This window comes from Neorhizobium sp. 05N33 (assembly GCF_056397445.1).
Window position 1 is genome coordinate 19651 of record NZ_JBFTNK010000019.1, and the last position, 19352, is coordinate 39002.

The window sequence follows — 19352 nt, forward strand, 5'->3', positions numbered from 1 at the left end:
GCTAGGATGTGGTTTGTGGCGGCGGCCTGAATTTATGAGCAGCCACCTCTCCGGCAATGACAATGCCGAGAAAATATAGTGGCCACAATGGGTGAGAGTAGCGTGTATCTCCAACGACGCTCGCCATCAGCGTGGCTGCATAGATCGGCGCCATACACAAGCCAACAATTAGGATCATTTGCCAATTCCTGCGCGCCTTTAATGCGAAGCCCGTAAGCCCTAGAACAACGATTAGGTCCAGTGGGATGAGCCGAGTGATGCCCAAAGCCGGCCTAAACATGGATGCATTATCAAAGATATAAGGCCCTACCCGGCTCGTGTACCAATCGATAGCAGCTTGGCTATAGAGGTAGGGCGGCTGCAAATATACATCGTTGTAACGCTTGAAGGTCCGTTGGTAATTTTTTGCTAACCCAGCGTTCCAACGATAGTAACGTTTAAAATGATCGAGCATTGCTTTCCCGTCGAAGCCTCGCATCAGGCCGCGCGATGGATCGCAGCAGGTTGCCAGGTACTGAAAACCGAGCGATGAAAGCGACAGTTGGATCTGGCGTAGCATGATCTCTGCGGATTGCGTTCTGACGGTTTTGGAGGCGGCGTTAATAAGTTCTCCGGCATGGTCACGACCAATTCCGCGCGCTTCTAGGTCGCTCACCAGCTTTACGACGTCGTTCATGTTGAGAGCGTCGCCCTGCAGTACAATCTTGTCGCGAATAACGGGGTCAAAAACAACTCCATCGAGCGCCCGCTGCGACCGTTCGTCAAGGTCCCAGGCCACGTAACTCGCATGCATCAACATCAAGGCATTGACATTTAGGAGCTTGAAATCACTGCCCGCCGCAGCGCGGTATGCTGGATACGCCAAGATACTTCCCACCGCGACAACCGCGACCACGCCGTAAAGCCAAAACTGACTCCAACGCCTGCGGTCGAAAACGACAAGCGTGGCACAGCCGGCACCGATGACCACAAGATAGGACCGGAACTGGCAGCCAATAATTGTTAGGATCAGCAGAGCAATCAATGCCCGGTAAAAAGGATAGTGGCCATCTAGGCACCGTACTGTAACTCCGATTATCAGCAATGTTATCGATGCGGACAGCGACTCCGTTAGGATCGCGCTGTGAAAACCGGAATAATAGGCGAACGTTTCTATTAGTACGACCAGGATGAGTTGAGAAATTCGACTGATCTGACCATCAAATCCTCTCGCGAAATAGACGCACGCAACGGCGCTAAGGCTGTATTGCAGCGCCGCGAAGGCCGGCCACAACATCGATCCAAAGATCTTTTCGAAAAAAAGGATCAAAAGCGGAAGTCCGGGAACGACGTGCTGAAAGACTAAGCCGAAATTACTCTGATCCAACTGGTGAAATGCAGCTGGGTTAGTGATAACTCTCGCTATTTCGAAATAAATCACAGTATCGAACCAGTACGATGCTCCCCGACTGAATGCCATAAGCCCGTTTAAAAAAAAGCTGACGCTGAGAAGTTTGAGGGTGAAGTGACGCTCGTTGAGAAACCGCTCGAGCATAATTAACTCCATGATGTGCATTGCCGAAATCCAAAACGGCATTGCTGTGCCGTTGACCAATAACCGAACGCTGGATGTCCGTGAAGTGGGTTCCGGCCTGGATATTGGTGCTGATGCATATTCGGACGGTCTGGTTAGCAAGGTATTCGCCGCATCAACCTCCGTCGGGCGGTGCCGGCATACGTGCGGCGTTGGGTGTGGTCTTTGACCGCTGGCCACGATGAGATCCGCGGTGCCGATCGCGCGGTCAAAGGCGCAATGCCGGCAACTTATTTCGGGCGCGCACCAGCACGCATGATGCAGCCACAATTGCTTCGCCTTTGCATAGGGATAAAACGTCGTGAGAGCGGTCAGAACCGTCCCGCTGGAGAAAGCTCTTTTTGGCCGGAGGGTCACCACGACTAATTTCAAACGGACTTGATATAAGCCGACGCGCCAAGCCCCAATGACAGCGGCACAAATCCTTGGACAAGGCCTGTATCGCTTTTGGACTATGGGTGAAATTCTGAGCGCCACCGTCAACCCGAGTTTAAGATCAGCAGGCTCGACCAACATCCCGATTGGGCATGAAAGCGACCACGGATAGCGAAAAGGGTGTGCCTCCCGCGGCGGAGGCGTTCGAGGCGATGGATCGGTTCATCCACGAGCTGCTCAAGGCCGGGCGTCATGGTGGCCGGCGCCGGCCTCAAACCGAGTGCTGAAGCCAAACGAATCGTCTTCGATGGCCCCGGCCGCACGGTCATCGACGGCCCGTTCGCCGAGACCCGCAAGCTGGTGCCGGTTTCTCGATCTGGGAGGTTAGGAACATCTACGAGGCCGTGGCCTGGGCGAAACGCTGCCCCAACCCCATGCAGGGCCGGAGCGAGATTGAGATCCGGCCGTTTCTCGAGGCGGCGGATTTGAGCGAATTTCTGACGCCGGAGGAGCTCTCGACACCCCACCAAGGGGAGCGCGGAAGACTCGGCGTCGCCTGATGCCTCTGGCCTTGACCGAAGACACGGAGTGCCGGGTGCTCGAAGCGACCTTTTCGAATCAAACCCGCCAAGCTCACCGCGGGCATGGCCTGACTGCGCGGGTGCAATCCTGCGCTTTAAATGGCTGCTGTATTTCGAGCATTGGATCAGCTGTGGAAGATCGCCACGGCCAGATTTACGCCAACAGCGGCCCTAATCACACCATCGTCGAGAGAACATTTGTGTCCTGGCCAGCGGCTTGCAAGGTTTTTGCAAAAATCATGAATTCCAAGGATTAACCACGCGAAAATGAATTGTTACTCAATTTTTCCGCGTATATCATGGCACCGGTTTTGTATTGGGGAAACGCGGAGGAGATCATGGACTTTAGTGATAAGCGAACTGAACTTGAGATTAAGTATATTCACGACATGACTTTGAGCAGAATAAAAACAACGCACTCAATGTGGATTGTTAGCTTAGGCTCGATTGCGGCGGCAAATGCCTGGTGCATTAAAGAGGGATATTACGATGTAATGTTCTTTTCGCTTCTGATATCAATACCATTTATTTTATCTATGTCTTATCAGCTTGGATCCATAATCTACTGCAGGTCATATCTGGTAGCAAGGTATTACGAAAATGAACTTTGCTTTGACGACACCCTTTTTTCGCAAAGAGTTTCCGTGAACATGAAGTACATTAGGAACTCAACGGATATCGGAAACAAAATTAGTTTAGGTACAATTGAAATACTATCTCTGCCGTATATTTTTTACATTGCGATTGATATTGCAGTTTGGATTAGGCATCTCATCAGAGATGAAGTTACAAAAAACAACCTAGCAGCGGAGGCGTCGGTTATGATTTTATGTATTGTATCTTTACTTGTCGTTTTATACTATTTTCGCGATCGGTACTCTCATCAGCAATTCGATACGACACTCAAATTTTGGAAAGCTCATATTGAAAAGAAGTCGAAGGCCGATTCAGCGGATACTGGAATCGAAAGCGAGGTGAGCCAGCGATTTGAGCGACCAACTAACATCTAGAATTCTGGAGTCATCCGTTTCGGGCCGCCGGCTGGCCCCACCCCCACCATTCAGCTGGGAAAATCGGCGGAAAGGCTGATGTCCTCCCAGAGTTCGATCTGGGCCAGGCGCTCCTTCAGCTTCTGGGTGACGGCATTATAGGCGATGGCGCCCAAAACCAGGTGGCGGGGCGCCTGATCCGCCTCGGTCGCGGCGATCATCGCCTCGCCGGCGCGCACCGGATCGCCCGGCTGGCGGCCGCTATAGCCGGCTGTCGCGTCCATGCGGGCGGCCGCCGTCTCGGAATAATCGGCGATCGTGCTCGGCGTCTGCTTCAGGGATCGGCCGGCCCAGTCGGTGCGGAACGGACCGGGCTCGACGCAGGTGACCTTGATGCCGAGCGGCGCGCCTTCATGGGCGAGCGCATCGGAAAAACCTTCGACAGCGTGCTTGCTCGCCGCATAATATCCGGAACTCGGAAGGCCCATGAAGCCGGCCATCGAGGTGATGTTGAGGATGTGGCCCTTGCGCTTCGCGCGCATGCCCGGCAGCACGGCGCGGGTCATAGCGAACAAGCCGAAGACATTGGCGTCGAACATCGCCCGGATCTCGTCCTCCTCGCCTTCCTCGATCGAGGCCTGGTAACCGTAGCCGGCATTGTTGACCAGCACGTCTATGCGTCCGAATTTCTGCTCGGCAGCCGAAACCGCATCAGAAACCTGCTTCATGTCCGTCACGTCGAGATCGAGCGCCAGAACATGGTCCCTGCCTTCGGCCAGATCGGCGACGCGATCCTTGCCGCGGGCGGTGACGACGGTCGGCCAGCCGCGCTCGATGGTCAGCTTGGCAAGTTCGCGGCCAAAGCCGGTGGAACAGCCGGTGATGAACCAGACGGGGGCTTGAACATCGGTCATGGGGAAATCTCCGTGGAGGTGCCGGATCAAACAATATGAGGCGGGATTAAAGAAGGGCGTATGCAAGAGATAGACATGCAAAAAAGGACGGCAAGGGCAATGCCCCAACCGTCCTTCATAAATCTCAACCTCTCGGATCGATCAGTCGCTGACGCGCTCGACCACTGCACCGCAGCGGGTGAGCTTTTCTTCCAGCCGTTCGAAGCCGCGGTCCAGGTGATAAACGCGGCTGACCATGGTTTCCCCTTCGGCGGCAAGGCCGGCAATCACCAGCGAGACGGAAGCGCGCAGGTCGGTCGCCATGACCGGAGCGCCCTTCAGCCGGGTCACGCCTTCAACCCGGGCCTTCTGGCCGGACAGCGAAATCCTGGCGCCGAGGCGGGCAAGCTCCTGCACATGCATGAAGCGATTTTCGAAAATCGTCTCGGTAATGTTCGAGACGCCCGAAGAGCGGGTCATCAGCGCCATGAACTGCGCCTGCAGGTCGGTCGGGAAACCCGGGAATGGCTCGGTGGTGATATCGACCGGCTGGATGCCGTTGCCGTTGCGCACCACGCGCAGGCCGGTCTCGGTCTCGGTGATATGGGCGCCGGCCAAACGCAGCGTGTCGAGGGCGTTGTCGAGCAACGATGCTTCCGTGCCCTCGAGCACGACGTCGCCGCCGGCCATCGCCACAGCCATGGCATAGGTACCGGTCTCGATGCGATCCGGCAGGACCCGGTGGCGGGCGCCGGAGAGCGACGTGACACCCTCGATGGTGATCGTCCGGGTGCCGGCGCCGGAAATCCTGGCGCCCATCGCAGTCAGGCATTTTGCGAGATCGACGACCTCCGGCTCACGGGCGGCGTTTTCGATCACCGTCGTGCCGCGGGCAAGCGTCGCCGCCATCATCATCACGTGGGTCGCGCCGACCGAGACTTTCGGGAAGACGTAAGTGGCGCCGATCAGGCCGCCCTTGGGCGCCGTCGCGTTCACATAACCGCCGTCCACCTCCAGGGTGGCGCCGAGCGTCTGCAGGCCTTCGAGGAAGAGATCGACCGGACGCGTGCCGATCGCGCAGCCGCCCGGCAGCGAAACACGCGCCTGTCCTTCGCGGGCAAGCAGCGGCCCGATGACCCAGAAGCTCGCCCGCATCTTGGAGACCAGCTCATAGGGGGCGGTCGTATCGACGATGGTGCGGCAGGTGAAATTGATGGTGCGCGAATAGCTCTCTTCCTGGCGTTCGCGGCGGCCGTTGACGGCGACGTCGACCCCATGATTGCCGAGAATGCGCAGCAGCTGTTCTACGTCGGCCAGATGCGGCACGTTTTCGAGCGTCAGCGTGTCGCTCGTCAGAAGCGAGGCGATCATCAGCGGCAGAGCGGCATTTTTCGCTCCCGAGATCGGAATGGTGCCCTTGAGTTCGTTGCCGCCTACAATTCTGATGCGATCCATAAGTTGTAACTCTTCCTTCTGAGAGCGCGAAAGGAGGCGTCCTTAAACGAAATCCGCCGCTGCTTCAATGATTGCTAAAATGGCCTGCCCGAATAGCCCGTCTGGCGCATAAGCTACGATGATTCGTCCGTTTTTGCGGCAGGCAGTCCCGGTTCTGCGGCGGGAAGTCCCTGGGTCAGATCCTCCTCGCCCGCCCGGCGGGCCCGCGCCTGGGTCTTGCGGCGCATCAGATTCTCGCGAAGCTTGGCCGCAGCCTTCGCCTTGCGCTGCGCTTCGCGGGCTTCCATCGCCTTGCGGTGCCGGTCGCCACGGCCTTCGCCGGTATCCCCACCTTCGGAATCGTGCCGTTCGTCATCATTCGCCATGGCCCTCCATACCGAAAAAGCGGGATTCTTGAAAGCGGAAGCGACGTTTTCCCCACCCGTTGGCAAAGAACTTGGAATTTGCGGCTTGCGCTGCCGGTGAACCTATGGCAATAGGCCGCTGCCGACGACGCGGGTCTTTCGCGCCGGCTGACGCTGCTATAGCTCAGGGGTAGAGCACTCCCTTGGTAAGGGAGAGGCCGAGAGTTCAAATCTCTCTAGCAGCACCATCCTTCCCCGTTGATTTCATTGAAGCTCTTGCTTTTCGGGACCTTTCTCACATTCTTCCGCTGCAAAGACGGTTACAAACGGAAGAACCCATGGCTCGGCAGCCACCCAATTTTACTTAACTGCGACGGTCGCTATTTCGCACGGTGATACCCAAATCGCTTCGTCCATTCCTGGACGGCAGGACAGAGCTTCGAGAAGCGCTGGGTCCCGACCGTAGCATCGGACTTTCTCGGCCCCACAGCGCCGTCGCCGGCCTCCAAAGCAAGATTGCAACTGCTGAACGACAAGAACAAGCGGCACAAGGGGAGTGGTGAGGCCGGACCGTTATCCGTTGACTGTGGAGCAGTTCGCGCCGAGGTACTGCAACGGGCGCCTCACACTCGATGAGCCCCGGCGCAATACAATCCCGGCTGGGCTAGCGTAAGCATCGACGACATGTACGTGGCGGATCTGCGGCCGGCATCGCCATTGAGGCATGAAGTCAAAGATTTAAGTTCATCGCGCTCCACTCTTGCGACTATCACTGGACCGCTGGGTGGTTAATCCGGAAAAGCTGGAAAGGGTTGGAAGCATCGTCTGGTACCCGCACAAGACCCGGCCATTCTTCGCCGCCTGCGAGCGCTGTATACACAGGCGCATCGTCCGGCATCGGTTTCAGCGGAAAGCGGCAGATTGCGACATAGTCGAACGACTCGAGTGCTTGTTGCCTGACATGCGCACCAGGCAAGATAAAAAATTCCAGTACCCGTCTGATGCCAGGAGCCGCCCGATGGAAAGGAATTGCCCCGACGGAAAAACCGTCGGGCATGCCTTCAGCCAGTCGAAGGGACAATCCTTGTGGTGCCATAATTCGCCCCGGCGTAACCTTCCCGAGTACGGAGAAATCGCCGTGCGGGCACTCGTCAAACGCCATGTAGTCGGCCGCGTCGTGGCTCAGTTCGATCGGTGGCATGAACATGCTGGCTGATTGGGCGGCCGCGATCGGCAGTAAAAGAGACGCCAGAAAGATTGAGCGGGTATGCCACCAGGCAACTGGCGTTGCCTGCCCCTGCTTTAGATAGTGATAGGCGATCGGCAGGAACAACGGAATGAAGGCAAATGGGAAACGGACGTAGCGGGCGATTCCAATCGTGAGAAAAAGGCTTGCAGCAGCAATAGCAAAGATGACTGGCCGTCCGGGCTGCTCGCGGCCGCGAGGCCCCAGCATTGGTGGCACGGCAGCCAGCAAAAGAGACCCCGCGAGCCCAACCCACCAGATGACGGCCGGTGGCGTGTGCGCAACCGCGGACCAAAGCGGTTTTTCCTGGAGGATACGGTCAAACCATAGCGAACGAGAAATGGGATCTATGACTTCGTAAGGTCCTGCGAGACATCGCGGGAAAAGCAAGGCAGCGAAAACGACCGCTGCCGCCCCGACGACACATATGATCGCCAATTGCCCCCACCCTGTTATGCGGGGGAAAACTGTAGTGACCAACAGCAGCGGGGCCGAGCATCCGACGAGCAGGAAGATATAGGGAGCGGAAAAAGCGTCGCATTGCGTTGATATAGCAGCCGATGGGCCAAGCAGGACAAGCGCCACTGGCACTGTACAAAGTAAAACAGATGCCGATGCTCCGGCGAGAACTTGTTGTGATGCGCGGGTTCTGCACAGATATGAGATCACCAGCCCCGAAAAGGCGGTGACAACCAAAGGCAGTCCCTCCAATGCTATCGCGACAGAAGTAACGCTGCCCAGCCCTATCAGAATGCCACCGAACCGGTCCCAGCGGACAACGCCAAGCACGATCGTCATCAAGGCGAGGATCTGCATGCCGTGATGATCGATTCGCCCCGGCGCAAATTCGCCCACGGCCAGGGTCATGGAAATAGTTGTTGCGACCAGCAGCAGATAATCTGCCGTCGTGTGGAATTCGGTCAGGCGCTGTAAAATTTGACTGACCAGCATGCTGTAAATGCCCAGCATCAGGGGTGGCCAAATCAGGAATGACCAGGAGATGGCATCGTTATGGCCAAGCATCGGCGACAGGGCGATACTGATCGCAACGTATGGCAGATCGACCAGTCGCGACCAGGGAGAAACATAGGGTTCAGGCATGGAAACGACCGGTAGCACAAGGCTCCACCAGTGACCGGTCGGAGAAAGGAGCTGACGGATCTGGATTGCCCGCATCCGATCGTCGATATCACCCGTCAAGATGTGGCCGTTTGCTATATCCAGCACGGACATTGCCAATGCCGTGATGTAGACGATCAAGAAGATCCGCCAGAAGACAGGCGGACGCCATGTACCAGCTACGTCTTCCGTGACCGATTTCGCAAAATCTCCCATGGCGACTTCCCAGCTCGAAATTCGGGCCGGATTTAGCAAACGTCATTTAAAAATATGCTACCACAGGTTCCGGAATCTAGCCTGTTATGCCCTCATACGGGAAATGGGGCGGTAATCTCGGAGCGAAGCAAAGTCACCGCGGGGATTTCAATCCTCGATATGGATCTGATAGCAGCCGCCATGGGCCACCAGCTGGGCATTGAAATATTGAGCGTGCCGCGTGAATACCCGGCGACATCGTAGGGACCGCGACACGGCCGCGTACGGTGGCGATCGTCAGATCGGCCGGTCCCTTGATGGCAAACAGCTTGTCGTCCAGCGGCAGCCGTTCCGCGGCCGACACGCGGCCGCGATTGGAGGCGAAATCGCGCAGGCCCAGCGTCACCAGCCGGGCGGGCGAGCCGGTGCGGTCCCGGACAGTTTCGTAGGCCAGTTCATGGAGCGTGACGAGATTTGCACCGGCCTTTTCCGATGCCAGTTCGTCGAGCATCGAGAGCATGGTCGCGTAGGCGGCAAATGCCTCCTCATGGGCCCGTCGAGCGTCGTTGTCTGGCGCAAGGTCGTAGCGAAGTATCGATGTGGGATCAGTCTGAGCCACGTCGGCAACACAAAGCACCGCTTTCGTGCTTTCAATAGGCTCGGTTTGCGAGACACTTGCCAATCGCAGGGTTCTTCGTCGGACGGAAGAAGACGTGATAGGGCTTGCAAATATAGTGAGGGGCTTTTTGTCTGCTCGCAGAAATTTTCCGATATCAGGGTTTGCCTCACGGGCGACGATCGGGGATGCCGGGGGAACTTGTTATGCTGCCGTTCATTTTAAGTCTGCTAATTTGGCGCATTACCATTGCTGGGAGAAAACAATGAGAGCGAAACTAATCGGACTGTTGGCCGGTATATCGACCGTGCTTGTCGGGGTCGGCATTCAACCGGCGCCTGCCACCGCCCAAGGATTCGAATTCGAATTCGGAGAGCGCGGCCCTCGGATGGAGCGCCGTTACTATGATGACCGGAGATACGATCGCCGGGAGGAGCGTCGCTATGAGCGTTCAGGCTGCGGCCGGCGTGAAGCTGTGGCCGCCGCCTCGCGATACCTGAACGATCCGTACATTAACGCCGAGAACCGCAATTACTATTATATTGACGGGTATGGCAAACGCGGCGGAGCCCGCAATCGTCCGGATTCCGTCATGATCTCCAAGGCCCCCGGCTGCCCGCGCGTATAGTATTACCGTTTTGGCAACATAGTCAGGCAAGGCTCAGAGAGAAGGAACCTGCCTGACTTGTGCCGAATGTTGCTAGGGGGCCAACTCGGTTGCGCTGGTGATGGGACCGCGATCAGTGGTCCGACGCCTTGTCTAGCGGAGCTTCAGTTCGAGACTGGACTTGGCTGCCATACTCGACACCTGTCCGCCCTGCGCGCGCCAGGTTTGTCAGCTATTGGGCCCGACCGGCCAAATCGCCCGCGACCATTTCCCGCCCCTCACCTCCTCCCCGGCGGATCGTCGAATAACTTATGATGCGCCAGGACGCAGGCTCGCGGCGACGGATAGGCACGTTCCCCGCCCATGCACGCGTGCAACTGCCACGCAGAATCGTATTAGCGTGGTTGGCAAAGTGCGCGCCAAACGTTTAATACGCCGCACATGTGAAAACTTATCGTCGGGTGCGACGAGCGGGGAAGCCCAATTGACCGCCAAAAAGAACAAGAAGAACCACCTGGATTCGGGCGCTGTGACCAGCGTCCTCAAGCGGGTGATCGCCGAAAACGGCAGGGATCATCTGCGCGGTTATGCCTTTGCGATCTTCTGTCTGGTGGCGACAGCCATGTCCACCGCCTTCACGGCGTGGATCATGGAATCGGTTGTCAACGAGGCTTTTGCCAACAAACGCGCCGACATGGTGCTCGTCATCTGCTTTGCGATCTTCGCAGCCTTCGTCATTCGCGGTCTGGCGACCTACGGGCAGGCGGTGACGCTCTCCAAGATCGGCAACAATATCGTCGCCCGTTACCAGCAACGCCTCTATTCGCATATCATGAAGCTTTCGGTCGGCTTTTTCGCGGAATCGCGATCAGCCCAACTCGCCGGGCAGATCGGCCAGAATATCGGCGGCATAAGGGACGTCCTCAACCTTGTGGTCACTTCGACGGCGCGCGATCTGCTGACGCTGGCGTCGTTGATCATCGTGATGATTTCCAAGGACTGGGTTCTCTCGCTGATCGTGTTTGCCGTGGCGCCGCCGCTCGTTCTTGCGATCCGCTACCTATCACAGCGGCTGCGCAGCGTGACACGCGAAGCCGTCGAGGTGAGCAGCAAGGTGCTGGGTGCCATGCAGGAAACGATCCAGGGCATCACCGTCGTCAAAGCGTTCACCATGGAACAACAGCTGGAGCAGAAGGTCCGGCGTATTATCGAAACGTCCGAAAGACAGAGCAACCGGATTGCCCGCCTGTCCGAACGCACCGCGCCGCTCACCGAGACCTTTGCCGGCGTGGCGATCTCCAGCGTGATCGGTTATGCCGCCTTCCGTTCGATCTATGACAATGTTGCCCCCGGCGCCTTCTTCGCCTTCATCACGGCCTTGCTGATGGCCTACGACCCCGCCCGCCGGCTTGCCAGGATGCAGGTGCAGCTCGAACGATCCGTCATCAACGCCCGGATGATCTACAACCTGCTGGATATGCAGCCGTTGCAGCGGGAAAATCCGAGCGCGCCCGACCTTGTCGTCACCAAGGCGCAGATCGAACTGAAGGGCGTCGTGTTCGCCTATGGCAGCGGCCAGCCGATCCTCAAGGGGGTAGACCTCATCGCGGAAGGCGGCAAGACCACCGCCCTGGTCGGCCCGTCGGGCGCCGGCAAGTCGACGATCATCTCGCTGATCCCGCGGTTCTACGATCCGGCCGAAGGCCAGATCCTGATCGACGGACAGGACATCGCCCATGTGACCAAGGCGTCTCTGCGTCACAGCCTCGCCTATGTCACGCAGCAGCCCTATCTGTTCGAAGGAACGATCCGCGACAACATCCGCTATGGACGGCCCGAAGCGACCGACGCCGAAGTGGAGGAGGCCGCCCGCCTCGCCCATGCCCATGAGTTCATCCTCATGCAGCCGGCAGGTTACGAAACACCGGTCGGCGAAAACGGCATGACCCTCTCCGGCGGCCAACGGCAACGCTTGTCGATTGCACGCGCACTCGTGCGCAACGCGCCGATCCTTCTTCTCGACGAAGCCACCTCGGCGCTCGACAACGAATCCGAAGCCGCCGTGCAAAGGGCGCTCGATTCGGCCATGCATGGGCGAACCGTCGTCGTCATCGCCCATCGCCTGTCGACGGTCGTCAATGCCGACAAGATCATCGTCATGCATGAAGGCCGGGCAGTGGAAGAAGGCACACACGAGGAACTTGCCAAACGCAAGGATGGCCTTTACGCGCGCCTCAACAATCTGCAATCGTCTGAAAAGAGCGCACTTGAATAATCCAGCACTTCCCCCACCCACGGCGGGCGTGGGAGCGGAGGTGTTCTGCCGCTCCTGGACCCAGCCGCTATTCAAGAGAGTATGGGGTCAATGACCGACGCGAGAGAGCGTAAAAAGCTTCTGATTGTGGAGCGAAAGCTCGTCCACAATCGCGGACATCATCATACCCAGATTTCTGCGTTGCGCACATATCTGCCCTATCATGAGACAAGTGTCGTCGCTGGGGAATCCTACGACGGATTTCTGGGAGAGGCGGCCGGAAAACTTAGCGGCAAGCCCATCAAGCTGGCCAAGTTGCGATCACGCTTGCTGCATGGGAATATATTCGAACGACTGGGGGCGGCATTTGGCGCCCTCAAATCCGCGCAGACCATCACGTTGCCCCCGTCGGCATTCGGAGCGAAACTGGCTGAGATATGCCGAAGCCTTCAAATGGGGACAGGCGATCTTGTCATCGTGCCCACGGCAGAACTCGATTCCCTTGAATCGGCCGTTGAGCTGACAGCTATATTGGGAGATGCGGCGCCAAGGATTTGTCTTCGCTTTCTGAATTCGGAATTGGGGGACCGAAACGAGAGGCTCCGTTCAAAGCGGCTCGATGCGATCCTTGCGAAGTTGCCCGCCAACATTCTCCTGTTCACCGAGACAGAGGAATTGGCAGCCTATTTCCGGGAAACTTCCGGCATGCCTGTAGAAGGCGGATTTTACCTGCCATGCAGCATGTATGCCACAATGATCCCCGGCGCCGGGCTCGATCAAGGCGATAGATTTCGCATAGGCGTTTTCGGAGAACCGAGACCCGAGAAGGGAAGCCGACGGCTTGCGGGCATCGTCGCAGCCCTTGCCAAATTGACGGAGGCCCGAGCGGCGCCACCATTCGATTTCCTTATCCAGGGTTCGACGGCTGATTTTCGCGAGGGCGGAGTCTATGCAGCTTTACAAGAATTTCGGAAGGGCGAACGGAATGTCTTCGTGTCGCCGCAAGACAACCGCCTTTCGCCCGAGGAATTCGAACAGCTTTTTCTTTCTGTGGACGCCGTCCTGCTGCCCTACGAAACGGCCATCTACAGCCTTCAGGGATCCGGTGTCGTTCAAGATGCCGTCGCCGCGCGCAAACCTGTCATCCACACTCGGGGTATGTCGATGATGGCATTTCTTTCCCACGGCAATGGCGTCCCTGCGACGACCGACCAGGAATTCGCGGAAGCCATTCTGCGCGTTGTGGCCGATCCCTCGAGCTTTCAGGAAGGTACCGCTCGTGCAGCCGCTTATTTTCAGGATGTCCTCGCTGCCAATCCGCTTATGCGTGTATTGGACACCTCATTGCATGACCGGCAGCAGGGTTCATAAATTCACCAGACCGAACCGGGGACCGGATCGGTCTTGCTTGGGCTGGCTGTCCGATTTTGGCCTACGAAATCTTCTGGATGTCCGCGACAGGTGCTAGATACACTGCCACGGTAGAGGTATAGGCTTCCAATGGGCCACAAATCCTGGGATGAAAAATGATTAAGCGGATAAGTTTCAACGGGACAGAGATTGCGATCATCATATCCAGTAAATTTACGTCGCCGGGTGTGACATTCGTGACGGATGGAAGCTATTCGCAGCAATTGGCCTACATGAAGCGGCCCGAGGGCGAATATATCCGGCCCCATTATCACAATCTCAACGAGCGGGCGGTCCAGCTTACCCAGGAAGTGCTCGTCATCAAGAGTGGCCGCCTGCGGGCCGATTTCTACACATCGGAACAGCAATATATCGGGTCAGAAGAGCTCGGCGCGGGCGACGTGCTGATGCTGACATCCGGCGGACACGCTTTCAAGATGCTGGAGCCCGTCGAGATGCTGGAGGTCAAACAAGGCCCCTACGCCGGAAACGAAGACAAAACCATCTTCGAAGGGGCTTCCGAGCAGGAGATCGTCTCCTTGCCATCCGTCCATTTTTCGATCGATCCAGACCAGAAGGTGAAGGCTCCATGATCCCCGTCAACACACCGTCATTCAAGGGGCGGGAAGCCGAGTACCTCGCAGAATGCATCGAAAGCGGCTGGGTCTCCTCCGAAGGCCCGTTCGTTCGCCGATTTGAAAAGGCCTTTGCCGCCAAGGTTTCGCGCGCCGACGGCGTCGCTGTCGCGAATGGGACATGCGCCCTGGACGTCGCCGTCAAGGCTCTGAAGATCGGAGAAGGCGACGAAGTCATCATTCCGACATTCACCATCATTTCCTGCGCTGCAGCCGTCGTTCGTGCGGGCGCCACACCGGTCGTGGTCGATTGCGATCCCATCACCTGGAACATGACAGCGGAGGCGATCGAGCAGCGCATCACGCCCCGCACAAAAGCCATCATGGTCGTGCATATCTATGGGTTGCCCGTCGATATGGACCCGATCCTCGATCTTGCCAAGCGTCATGGCTTGAAGATCATCGAAGACGCCGCCGAGATGCACGGACAGACCTACAAGGGAAAGCCCTGCGGCAGCTTCGGCGATATCAGCATATTCAGCTTCTATCCCAACAAGCATGTCACGACGGGCGAAGGCGGCATGGTCCTGTCGGACGACCCTGAACTGCTCGAGCGGTCACGCTCGCTTCGAAATCTCTGCTTTATCGAGGAGCAGCGATTCGTGCATCACGAACTGGGATGGAACTACCGGATGTCCAACCTGCAGGCGGCGCTGGGGCTGGCGCAGGTCGAACAACTGAATGACGTCGTTTCGCGCAAGCGAGCGATCGGCGCGGCCTATGAAGAGCGTCTGGGCGATCTCGACTGCTTCGACAGGGCGCCGCGTTCGACCAACTATGCCGATAATATCTATTGGGTTTTCGGTCTCGTGGTCCGCCCCTCGGCGAAAAAGACCCGCGCCGAGATCGTCTCGGCCTTGTCCAGCCGGAAGATCGGCACGCGCCCATTCTTCTGGCCGATGCATCGTCAGCCGGTATTCGAGAAGATGGGGCTTTTCGCAGGTGAACATCACCCGGTCTCGGAGCATATCGGCGCCAACGGCTTCTATCTTCCAAGCGGTCTCGGGCTGTCGGATGCGGATATCGACGAGGTCGCCAGCGCCGTCCGCGAGATCGTTCGATGAGCGTGTTCGCGAATTACGCGGAAATCTACGACACCCTCAATGCCGGCAAAGACTATGCGAAAGAGGCTGAATTCGTCGCGCAATTGCTGCGGGAGATTGCGCCGGGCGCCCGAACGCTGGTGAATTTCGGATGCGGCACCGGCCAGCACGATCTGATGCTGGCCAAAAGCGGCTTCGAAACCCTGGGCGTGGAATTGAGCCCTCACATGCTCGCGCAGGCGCAGGCAAGAGGCATGGCAGCCGATATCCCTGAAGGACGCGCGCACTTCACGCAGGGCGATTTCCGGAACTTCGACGCTGGACGGTCCTTCGATGCGGTTGTCTCGCTGTTCCATGTCATGAGCTATCAAACGAATGAAGCGGACGTGGCGGCCGCATTCACGACATTGAGCGCCCACATGTCGAACGGATCCGTCGCTCTCTTCGACCTGTGGCACGGGCCGGCGGTAGAGCATGAGCTCCCCGAAACCCGAGTCCGCCGGGCTGAAAACGACAGTTTCAAGATTGTCCGGATCGCGGAGCCGCAGCACGACAGCAGCGCGCATGTCGTGACCGTCAAATTCACCTTCTTCGTCGAAGACAAGAAGACGGGCGCGATTTCAAATTTCGAGGAACTCCATCCGATGCGGTATTTCTTTCCGGCGGAAATCCAAAGCCACATAGAGGCCGCCGGCTTGAAGCTGAAAGAGACCGGCGAATGGCTGACACGGAATTCTCCTTCGCGAGATACCTGGAGTGTCTACTATCTCGTTGAAAAAACCGGGCACTGACGATGGCGACAGCGGATGCAGTGGCGAAGTCACGGCTAAAACTTGCCGTGATTCTGGAAAAGAAGATCTCTGTCGGAGGCGGCTTCAACCAATCGATCACCGCGGCCCTGCAGATGCTCCGCATCGCCCCGGAGCCCTATGACGTCGAAATCTACACGACTATCAGGAGCAATATCGAGACCCTCGCCGCCAGCGGCTTGAAGGCCAAGCATTTCGTCAAGCCGAAGCGCAAACTGTCCAAGAAGATCGTGCAGGCCTTCCAGTCCGCGCGCAGGCGGCGTGAAGAGATGACGGAATTCGAGCTTGAGATAAAGCGGCAGGGAATAGATCTCGTCTACTTCACCGCCCCGAGCGGATATGCGCTCGACCTCCAGGCGACGCCTTACATTTTCACGATCTGGGACCTCTGCCATCTGGAACATCCCGAGTTTCCCGAGGTCACCGAAAACCGCGAATTCGAGAAGCGCGAAGAGCTTTATTCGCGCGCGGTCGTCAAGGCGGCCGCGACATTGACAGATGGGCTCCACACCAGCCAACTGGCATCACAGCGCTACGGCGTCGCCAGCGACCGCTTCATAGAGATGCCTTTTTCTCCCGCTCCGCTGCTGCGGGAGGCGGCGTCAACCCCGGACGCACTCGCAGCGATGTTCGAGCGTTACGGTCTTGCCCCCGGCTACCTGTTCTACCCGGCGCAATTCTGGGCACACAAGAACCATGTCAGGCTGCTGGAGGCCTGTTCGCTTCTGGCCAAGCGGAACGGCACGGCACCCAGCGTCGTCTTCGCAGGCGGCGACCAGGGGCATGCCGGCACGATCCGGCGCATGTCGGAACGCCTCGGCCTATCGGACAGCACACACTTCCTCGGCTTCGTGCCATCGGAGGATATGAGCCTGTTGTATCAGGGCGCAAGGGCGCTGGTCATGCCAAGCTATTTCGGCCCCTCCAATCTTCCGCCCATGGAGGCATGGGTGCTGGGCAAGCCGGTCCTTTATCCACAGCGATTTGCTGATTTCGTCGGTGACGCCGCACTTTTTTTCGACCCCGATGACGCGCATTCGCTTGCCGACTGCATCGAACGACTTGCGCAGGGACCGGGCGATGGCCGCTGGCAAGAGCTGGGCCGGCAGCGCCTGGAGCATTTCGAACGTGAAAGACAGGCCGCCGAAGACCGGCTAAGGCTGCTGCTGTCCCGCCTTGCGTCGAGGATGCCTACGTCGGCCTGAGTTAGCAGGACAGGGGGCTGGATCGTTCACCTGCGGCTCCGCAAGCCCACCCGTCTCCCGCACGTCCCTCGCTTGCTCAAAGGCCAAATCTGGTTTACGAGACCGGACGGAATGGACGCTGTGCCGGTGTCGCGCAATACCATCCGTTTAAAGGGGTCTCCAGACTTTGGACGGCGATTTCGATCCCCTTCAGGTCCGTAATCGAGTGGATAGATGAACGAAGCAAAACCGATCGCCCCAGTAGTCTTCATCATTTTCAACAGACCAGATCTCACCGAGTCGGTGTTCCGGGAAATTGCCAAGGCGCGCCCAAGCAAGCTTTTCATTATCGCCGACGGTGCGCGAGCGGACCGCGCAAACGAAGCGGAGAAATGCGCCAGAACAAGGCAGGTGGTCGAGAATGTCGATTGGGATTGCGAAGTCTTCCGCAATTATTCCGACATGAACCTCGGCTGCCGCAAGCGGATTTCCTCCGGACTGGATTGGGTATTCTCGCAGACCGATCGCGCGATCATCATCGAAGACGACTGTCTGCCGGATCCTAGTTTCTTCCCCTATTGCACCGAACTTCTCGAAAAATACGAGGATGACGAGCGCGTTGGCTCCATCAATGGCTCGAATCTGACGCATGGCCGCGTAACGGTCGAGGATAGCTATTTCTTCAGCCGATATCCGCTCATCTGGGGCTGGGCCACCTGGCGGCGGGTCTGGCAAAATTACGACGTGTCGATATCGCGCTGGGGAACCTTGCGCGAGAACGGCTGGCTCAACACCGTCGCGTATCCCGATGAATTCGCGCATTGGATCAAGGCATTCAATCGCGTGTTCGAGGATGGGCTGGACGCCTGGGGCTACCAATTCGTCTTTTCGCAGTGGCTTCAAAGGCAGATCAGCATACAGCCACAGCACAATCTGATCAGCAATCTGGGCTTCCGGGCAGACGCAACCCATACCTTGGATGCCAGCAACGTCGCCGAACTGCCACGACAGGGTGTGGAGTTTCCGCTTCGTCACCCGCAGGTACCCGCCACCAACTTCCTCTCCGACGAGATCTATATGCGCGAGCATTGCTATAGCAAGAAGAAGGAAAAGGGGCTGAAGCGCGTCCTGAGAAAGATATTCCCCAAACACTGACAGAAACCGGTGCCGCAGGCCCACTATCCCTCGTTGGCAAATCTGGAGCCGCACCTCGCTCGTTGCGGATTAACGGAGTGAATTTCGATGCCCAGACTGCGTTCTCCTTTTAAAAAGAAGAAGCCTGTTAGTGCGTATTTCGGGCTCAACGAGTTGGATCGGAAGATCGAGAAATATGTCGACTACGATAACGGGTTCTACGTAGAACTCGGTGCCAACGACGGCATTCGCCAGTCCAACACCTATTATTTCGAAAAAAATCGCGGATGGAGCGGGATTCTGATTGAACCCTCTCCAAACAATTTTCTGGAATGCCGAAAGAACCGCAGCGAGAAGAATGCGATATTCTGCAATGCCTGCGTGCGATTCGGTTACCCTCACAAATACGTGGACATGAGCTACGGCAACTTGATGAGCGTCTCCACAAATGTCGAGGTCGACTTGGAGAGCGTATCGGCCCATCTGGAACTTTCGCGCCAATTCCTGAGGAATCGGGAAGCGACATTCGAGTTCGGTGCAGTCGCAAAGCCGCTCAGCACGATCCTTGACGAGGGCAACGCGCCAGCACTGATGGATATCCTGTCGCTGGATGTTGAAGGTGCCGAGCTCGAAGTCCTGATGGGTGTTGATTTTGACCGCCATAATTTCAGGTTCATGGTTATAGAATGCCGAAACATTGACAGGATGCAGAGCTTCCTCGAGGCCAAGGGCTATACGCTTCTGGATCAGCTCACGGAGCACGACTACTTGTTCAAGTTCAACGCAGCCGGGACGGCGTGACAAAAGCTGAGACCTCGGGAGGCTCCAGCCCGGACGCCGTCCATTTTACGGGGATATCCCTGCGGCCATCGGCGGGCGGCGCTTGTTTT

At 57.6% G+C, this 19352-nt stretch carries 16 protein-coding genes, 1 tRNA gene and 2 pseudogenes; 13 read left to right on the forward strand and 6 right to left on the reverse strand.

Translation table 11 applies throughout. The features are described from left to right. Position 1 precedes the first annotated feature (1 nt). Positions 2-1555, reverse strand: a complete 1554-nt coding sequence (locus tag AC1DLT_RS27905) for a hypothetical protein (protein ID WP_477488888.1) — start codon at positions 1553-1555, stop codon at positions 2-4. A gap of 545 nt (positions 1556-2100) precedes the next feature. On the opposite strand from AC1DLT_RS27905, the pseudogene AC1DLT_RS27910 reads away from it, so the two are divergent. The 3 genes and pseudogenes from AC1DLT_RS27910 to AC1DLT_RS27920 all read left to right on the forward strand — a co-directional run bounded on the left by AC1DLT_RS27910 (position 2101) and on the right by AC1DLT_RS27920 (position 3539). After that, positions 2101-2508 (forward strand): annotated as a pseudogene (locus AC1DLT_RS27910) (YciI family protein). A 35-nt stretch (positions 2509-2543) separates the two neighbouring features. Further along, entirely contained in the window at positions 2544-2786 is a 243-nt protein-coding gene (locus AC1DLT_RS27915; protein WP_477488889.1) for a hypothetical protein, read from the forward strand. Between the two features lie 81 nt (positions 2787-2867). Further along, positions 2868-3539 carry a hypothetical protein gene (locus AC1DLT_RS27920; protein ID WP_477488890.1) on the forward strand — a complete coding sequence of 224 codons (672 nt, stop codon included), beginning with the start codon at positions 2868-2870 and terminating at the stop codon, positions 3537-3539. Positions 3540-3589: 50 nt separating this feature from the next. Here the strand turns inward: AC1DLT_RS27920 and AC1DLT_RS27925 are convergent, their stop codons facing one another. From AC1DLT_RS27925 to AC1DLT_RS27935, 3 genes are all read right to left on the reverse strand, one after another. Further along, entirely contained in the window at positions 3590-4432 is an 843-nt protein-coding gene (locus tag AC1DLT_RS27925; RefSeq protein WP_477488891.1) for an oxidoreductase, read from the reverse strand. A 141-nt stretch (positions 4433-4573) separates the two neighbouring features. Continuing rightward, positions 4574-5866 carry a UDP-N-acetylglucosamine 1-carboxyvinyltransferase gene (murA, locus tag AC1DLT_RS27930; RefSeq protein WP_041364592.1) on the reverse strand — a complete coding sequence of 431 codons (1293 nt, stop codon included), beginning with the start codon at positions 5864-5866 and terminating at the stop codon, positions 4574-4576. Between the two features lie 113 nt (positions 5867-5979). Continuing rightward, positions 5980-6231: a hypothetical protein gene (locus tag AC1DLT_RS27935; RefSeq protein ID WP_040124531.1), complete on the reverse strand. Its 252-nt coding sequence runs from the start codon at positions 6229-6231 to the stop codon at positions 5980-5982. A 152-nt stretch (positions 6232-6383) separates the two neighbouring features. On the opposite strand from AC1DLT_RS27935, the gene AC1DLT_RS27940 reads away from it, so the two are divergent. Further along, a tRNA-Thr gene (locus tag AC1DLT_RS27940) sits at positions 6384-6458 on the forward strand. A gap of 521 nt (positions 6459-6979) precedes the next feature. Here AC1DLT_RS27940 and AC1DLT_RS27945 read toward each other — a convergent pair. Further along, positions 6980-8791 carry a hypothetical protein gene (locus AC1DLT_RS27945; protein ID WP_477488892.1) on the reverse strand — a complete coding sequence of 604 codons (1812 nt, stop codon included), beginning with the start codon at positions 8789-8791 and terminating at the stop codon, positions 6980-6982. A 156-nt stretch (positions 8792-8947) separates the two neighbouring features. Beyond that, a pseudogene (locus AC1DLT_RS27950) lies at positions 8948-9407 on the reverse strand (PspA/IM30 family protein); the annotation flags it as partial. Positions 9408-9651: 244 nt separating this feature from the next. Here AC1DLT_RS27950 and AC1DLT_RS27955 point away from each other — a divergent pair. The 9 genes from AC1DLT_RS27955 (at position 9652) to AC1DLT_RS27995 (ending at position 19263) form a co-directional block, all read left to right on the forward strand. Beyond that, positions 9652-10014 carry a hypothetical protein gene (locus AC1DLT_RS27955; RefSeq protein ID WP_477488893.1) on the forward strand — a complete coding sequence of 121 codons (363 nt, stop codon included), beginning with the start codon at positions 9652-9654 and terminating at the stop codon, positions 10012-10014. Between the two features lie 463 nt (positions 10015-10477). Next, positions 10478-12268, forward strand: a complete 1791-nt coding sequence (locus AC1DLT_RS27960; RefSeq protein ID WP_477488894.1) for an ABC transporter ATP-binding protein — start codon at positions 10478-10480, stop codon at positions 12266-12268. Between the two features lie 90 nt (positions 12269-12358). Then, positions 12359-13618, forward strand: coding sequence for a glycosyltransferase family protein (locus AC1DLT_RS27965; protein WP_477488895.1), 1260 nt, complete (start codon positions 12359-12361; stop codon positions 13616-13618). Positions 13619-13854: 236 nt separating this feature from the next. After that, the gene (locus tag AC1DLT_RS27970; RefSeq protein WP_477488896.1) at positions 13855-14250 is read left to right on the forward strand and encodes a cupin domain-containing protein; all 396 of its coding nucleotides are present in this window, start codon (positions 13855-13857) and stop codon (positions 14248-14250) included. Next, complete coding sequence (locus tag AC1DLT_RS27975; RefSeq protein WP_477488897.1) at positions 14247-15356, forward strand: DegT/DnrJ/EryC1/StrS family aminotransferase; 1110 nt, start codon at positions 14247-14249, stop codon at positions 15354-15356. The genes AC1DLT_RS27970 and AC1DLT_RS27975 overlap by 4 nt, the downstream gene beginning before the upstream one ends. Beyond that, positions 15353-16126, forward strand: a complete 774-nt coding sequence (locus tag AC1DLT_RS27980) for a class I SAM-dependent DNA methyltransferase (RefSeq protein ID WP_247136582.1) — start codon at positions 15353-15355, stop codon at positions 16124-16126. Before AC1DLT_RS27975 ends, AC1DLT_RS27980 begins: the two co-directional genes overlap by 4 nt. Positions 16127-16128: 2 nt before the next feature. Next, positions 16129-17349 (forward strand): glycosyltransferase family 4 protein, encoded by a 1221-nt coding sequence (locus AC1DLT_RS27985; RefSeq protein ID WP_477488898.1) that lies wholly within the window; start codon positions 16129-16131, stop codon positions 17347-17349. Between the two features lie 213 nt (positions 17350-17562). Beyond that, positions 17563-18483, forward strand: a complete 921-nt coding sequence (locus tag AC1DLT_RS27990; protein ID WP_477488899.1) for a hypothetical protein — start codon at positions 17563-17565, stop codon at positions 18481-18483. Positions 18484-18570: 87 nt separating this feature from the next. After that, entirely contained in the window at positions 18571-19263 is a 693-nt protein-coding gene (locus AC1DLT_RS27995) for an FkbM family methyltransferase (protein ID WP_477488900.1), read from the forward strand. The last annotated feature ends 89 nt before the right edge of the window (positions 19264-19352 follow it).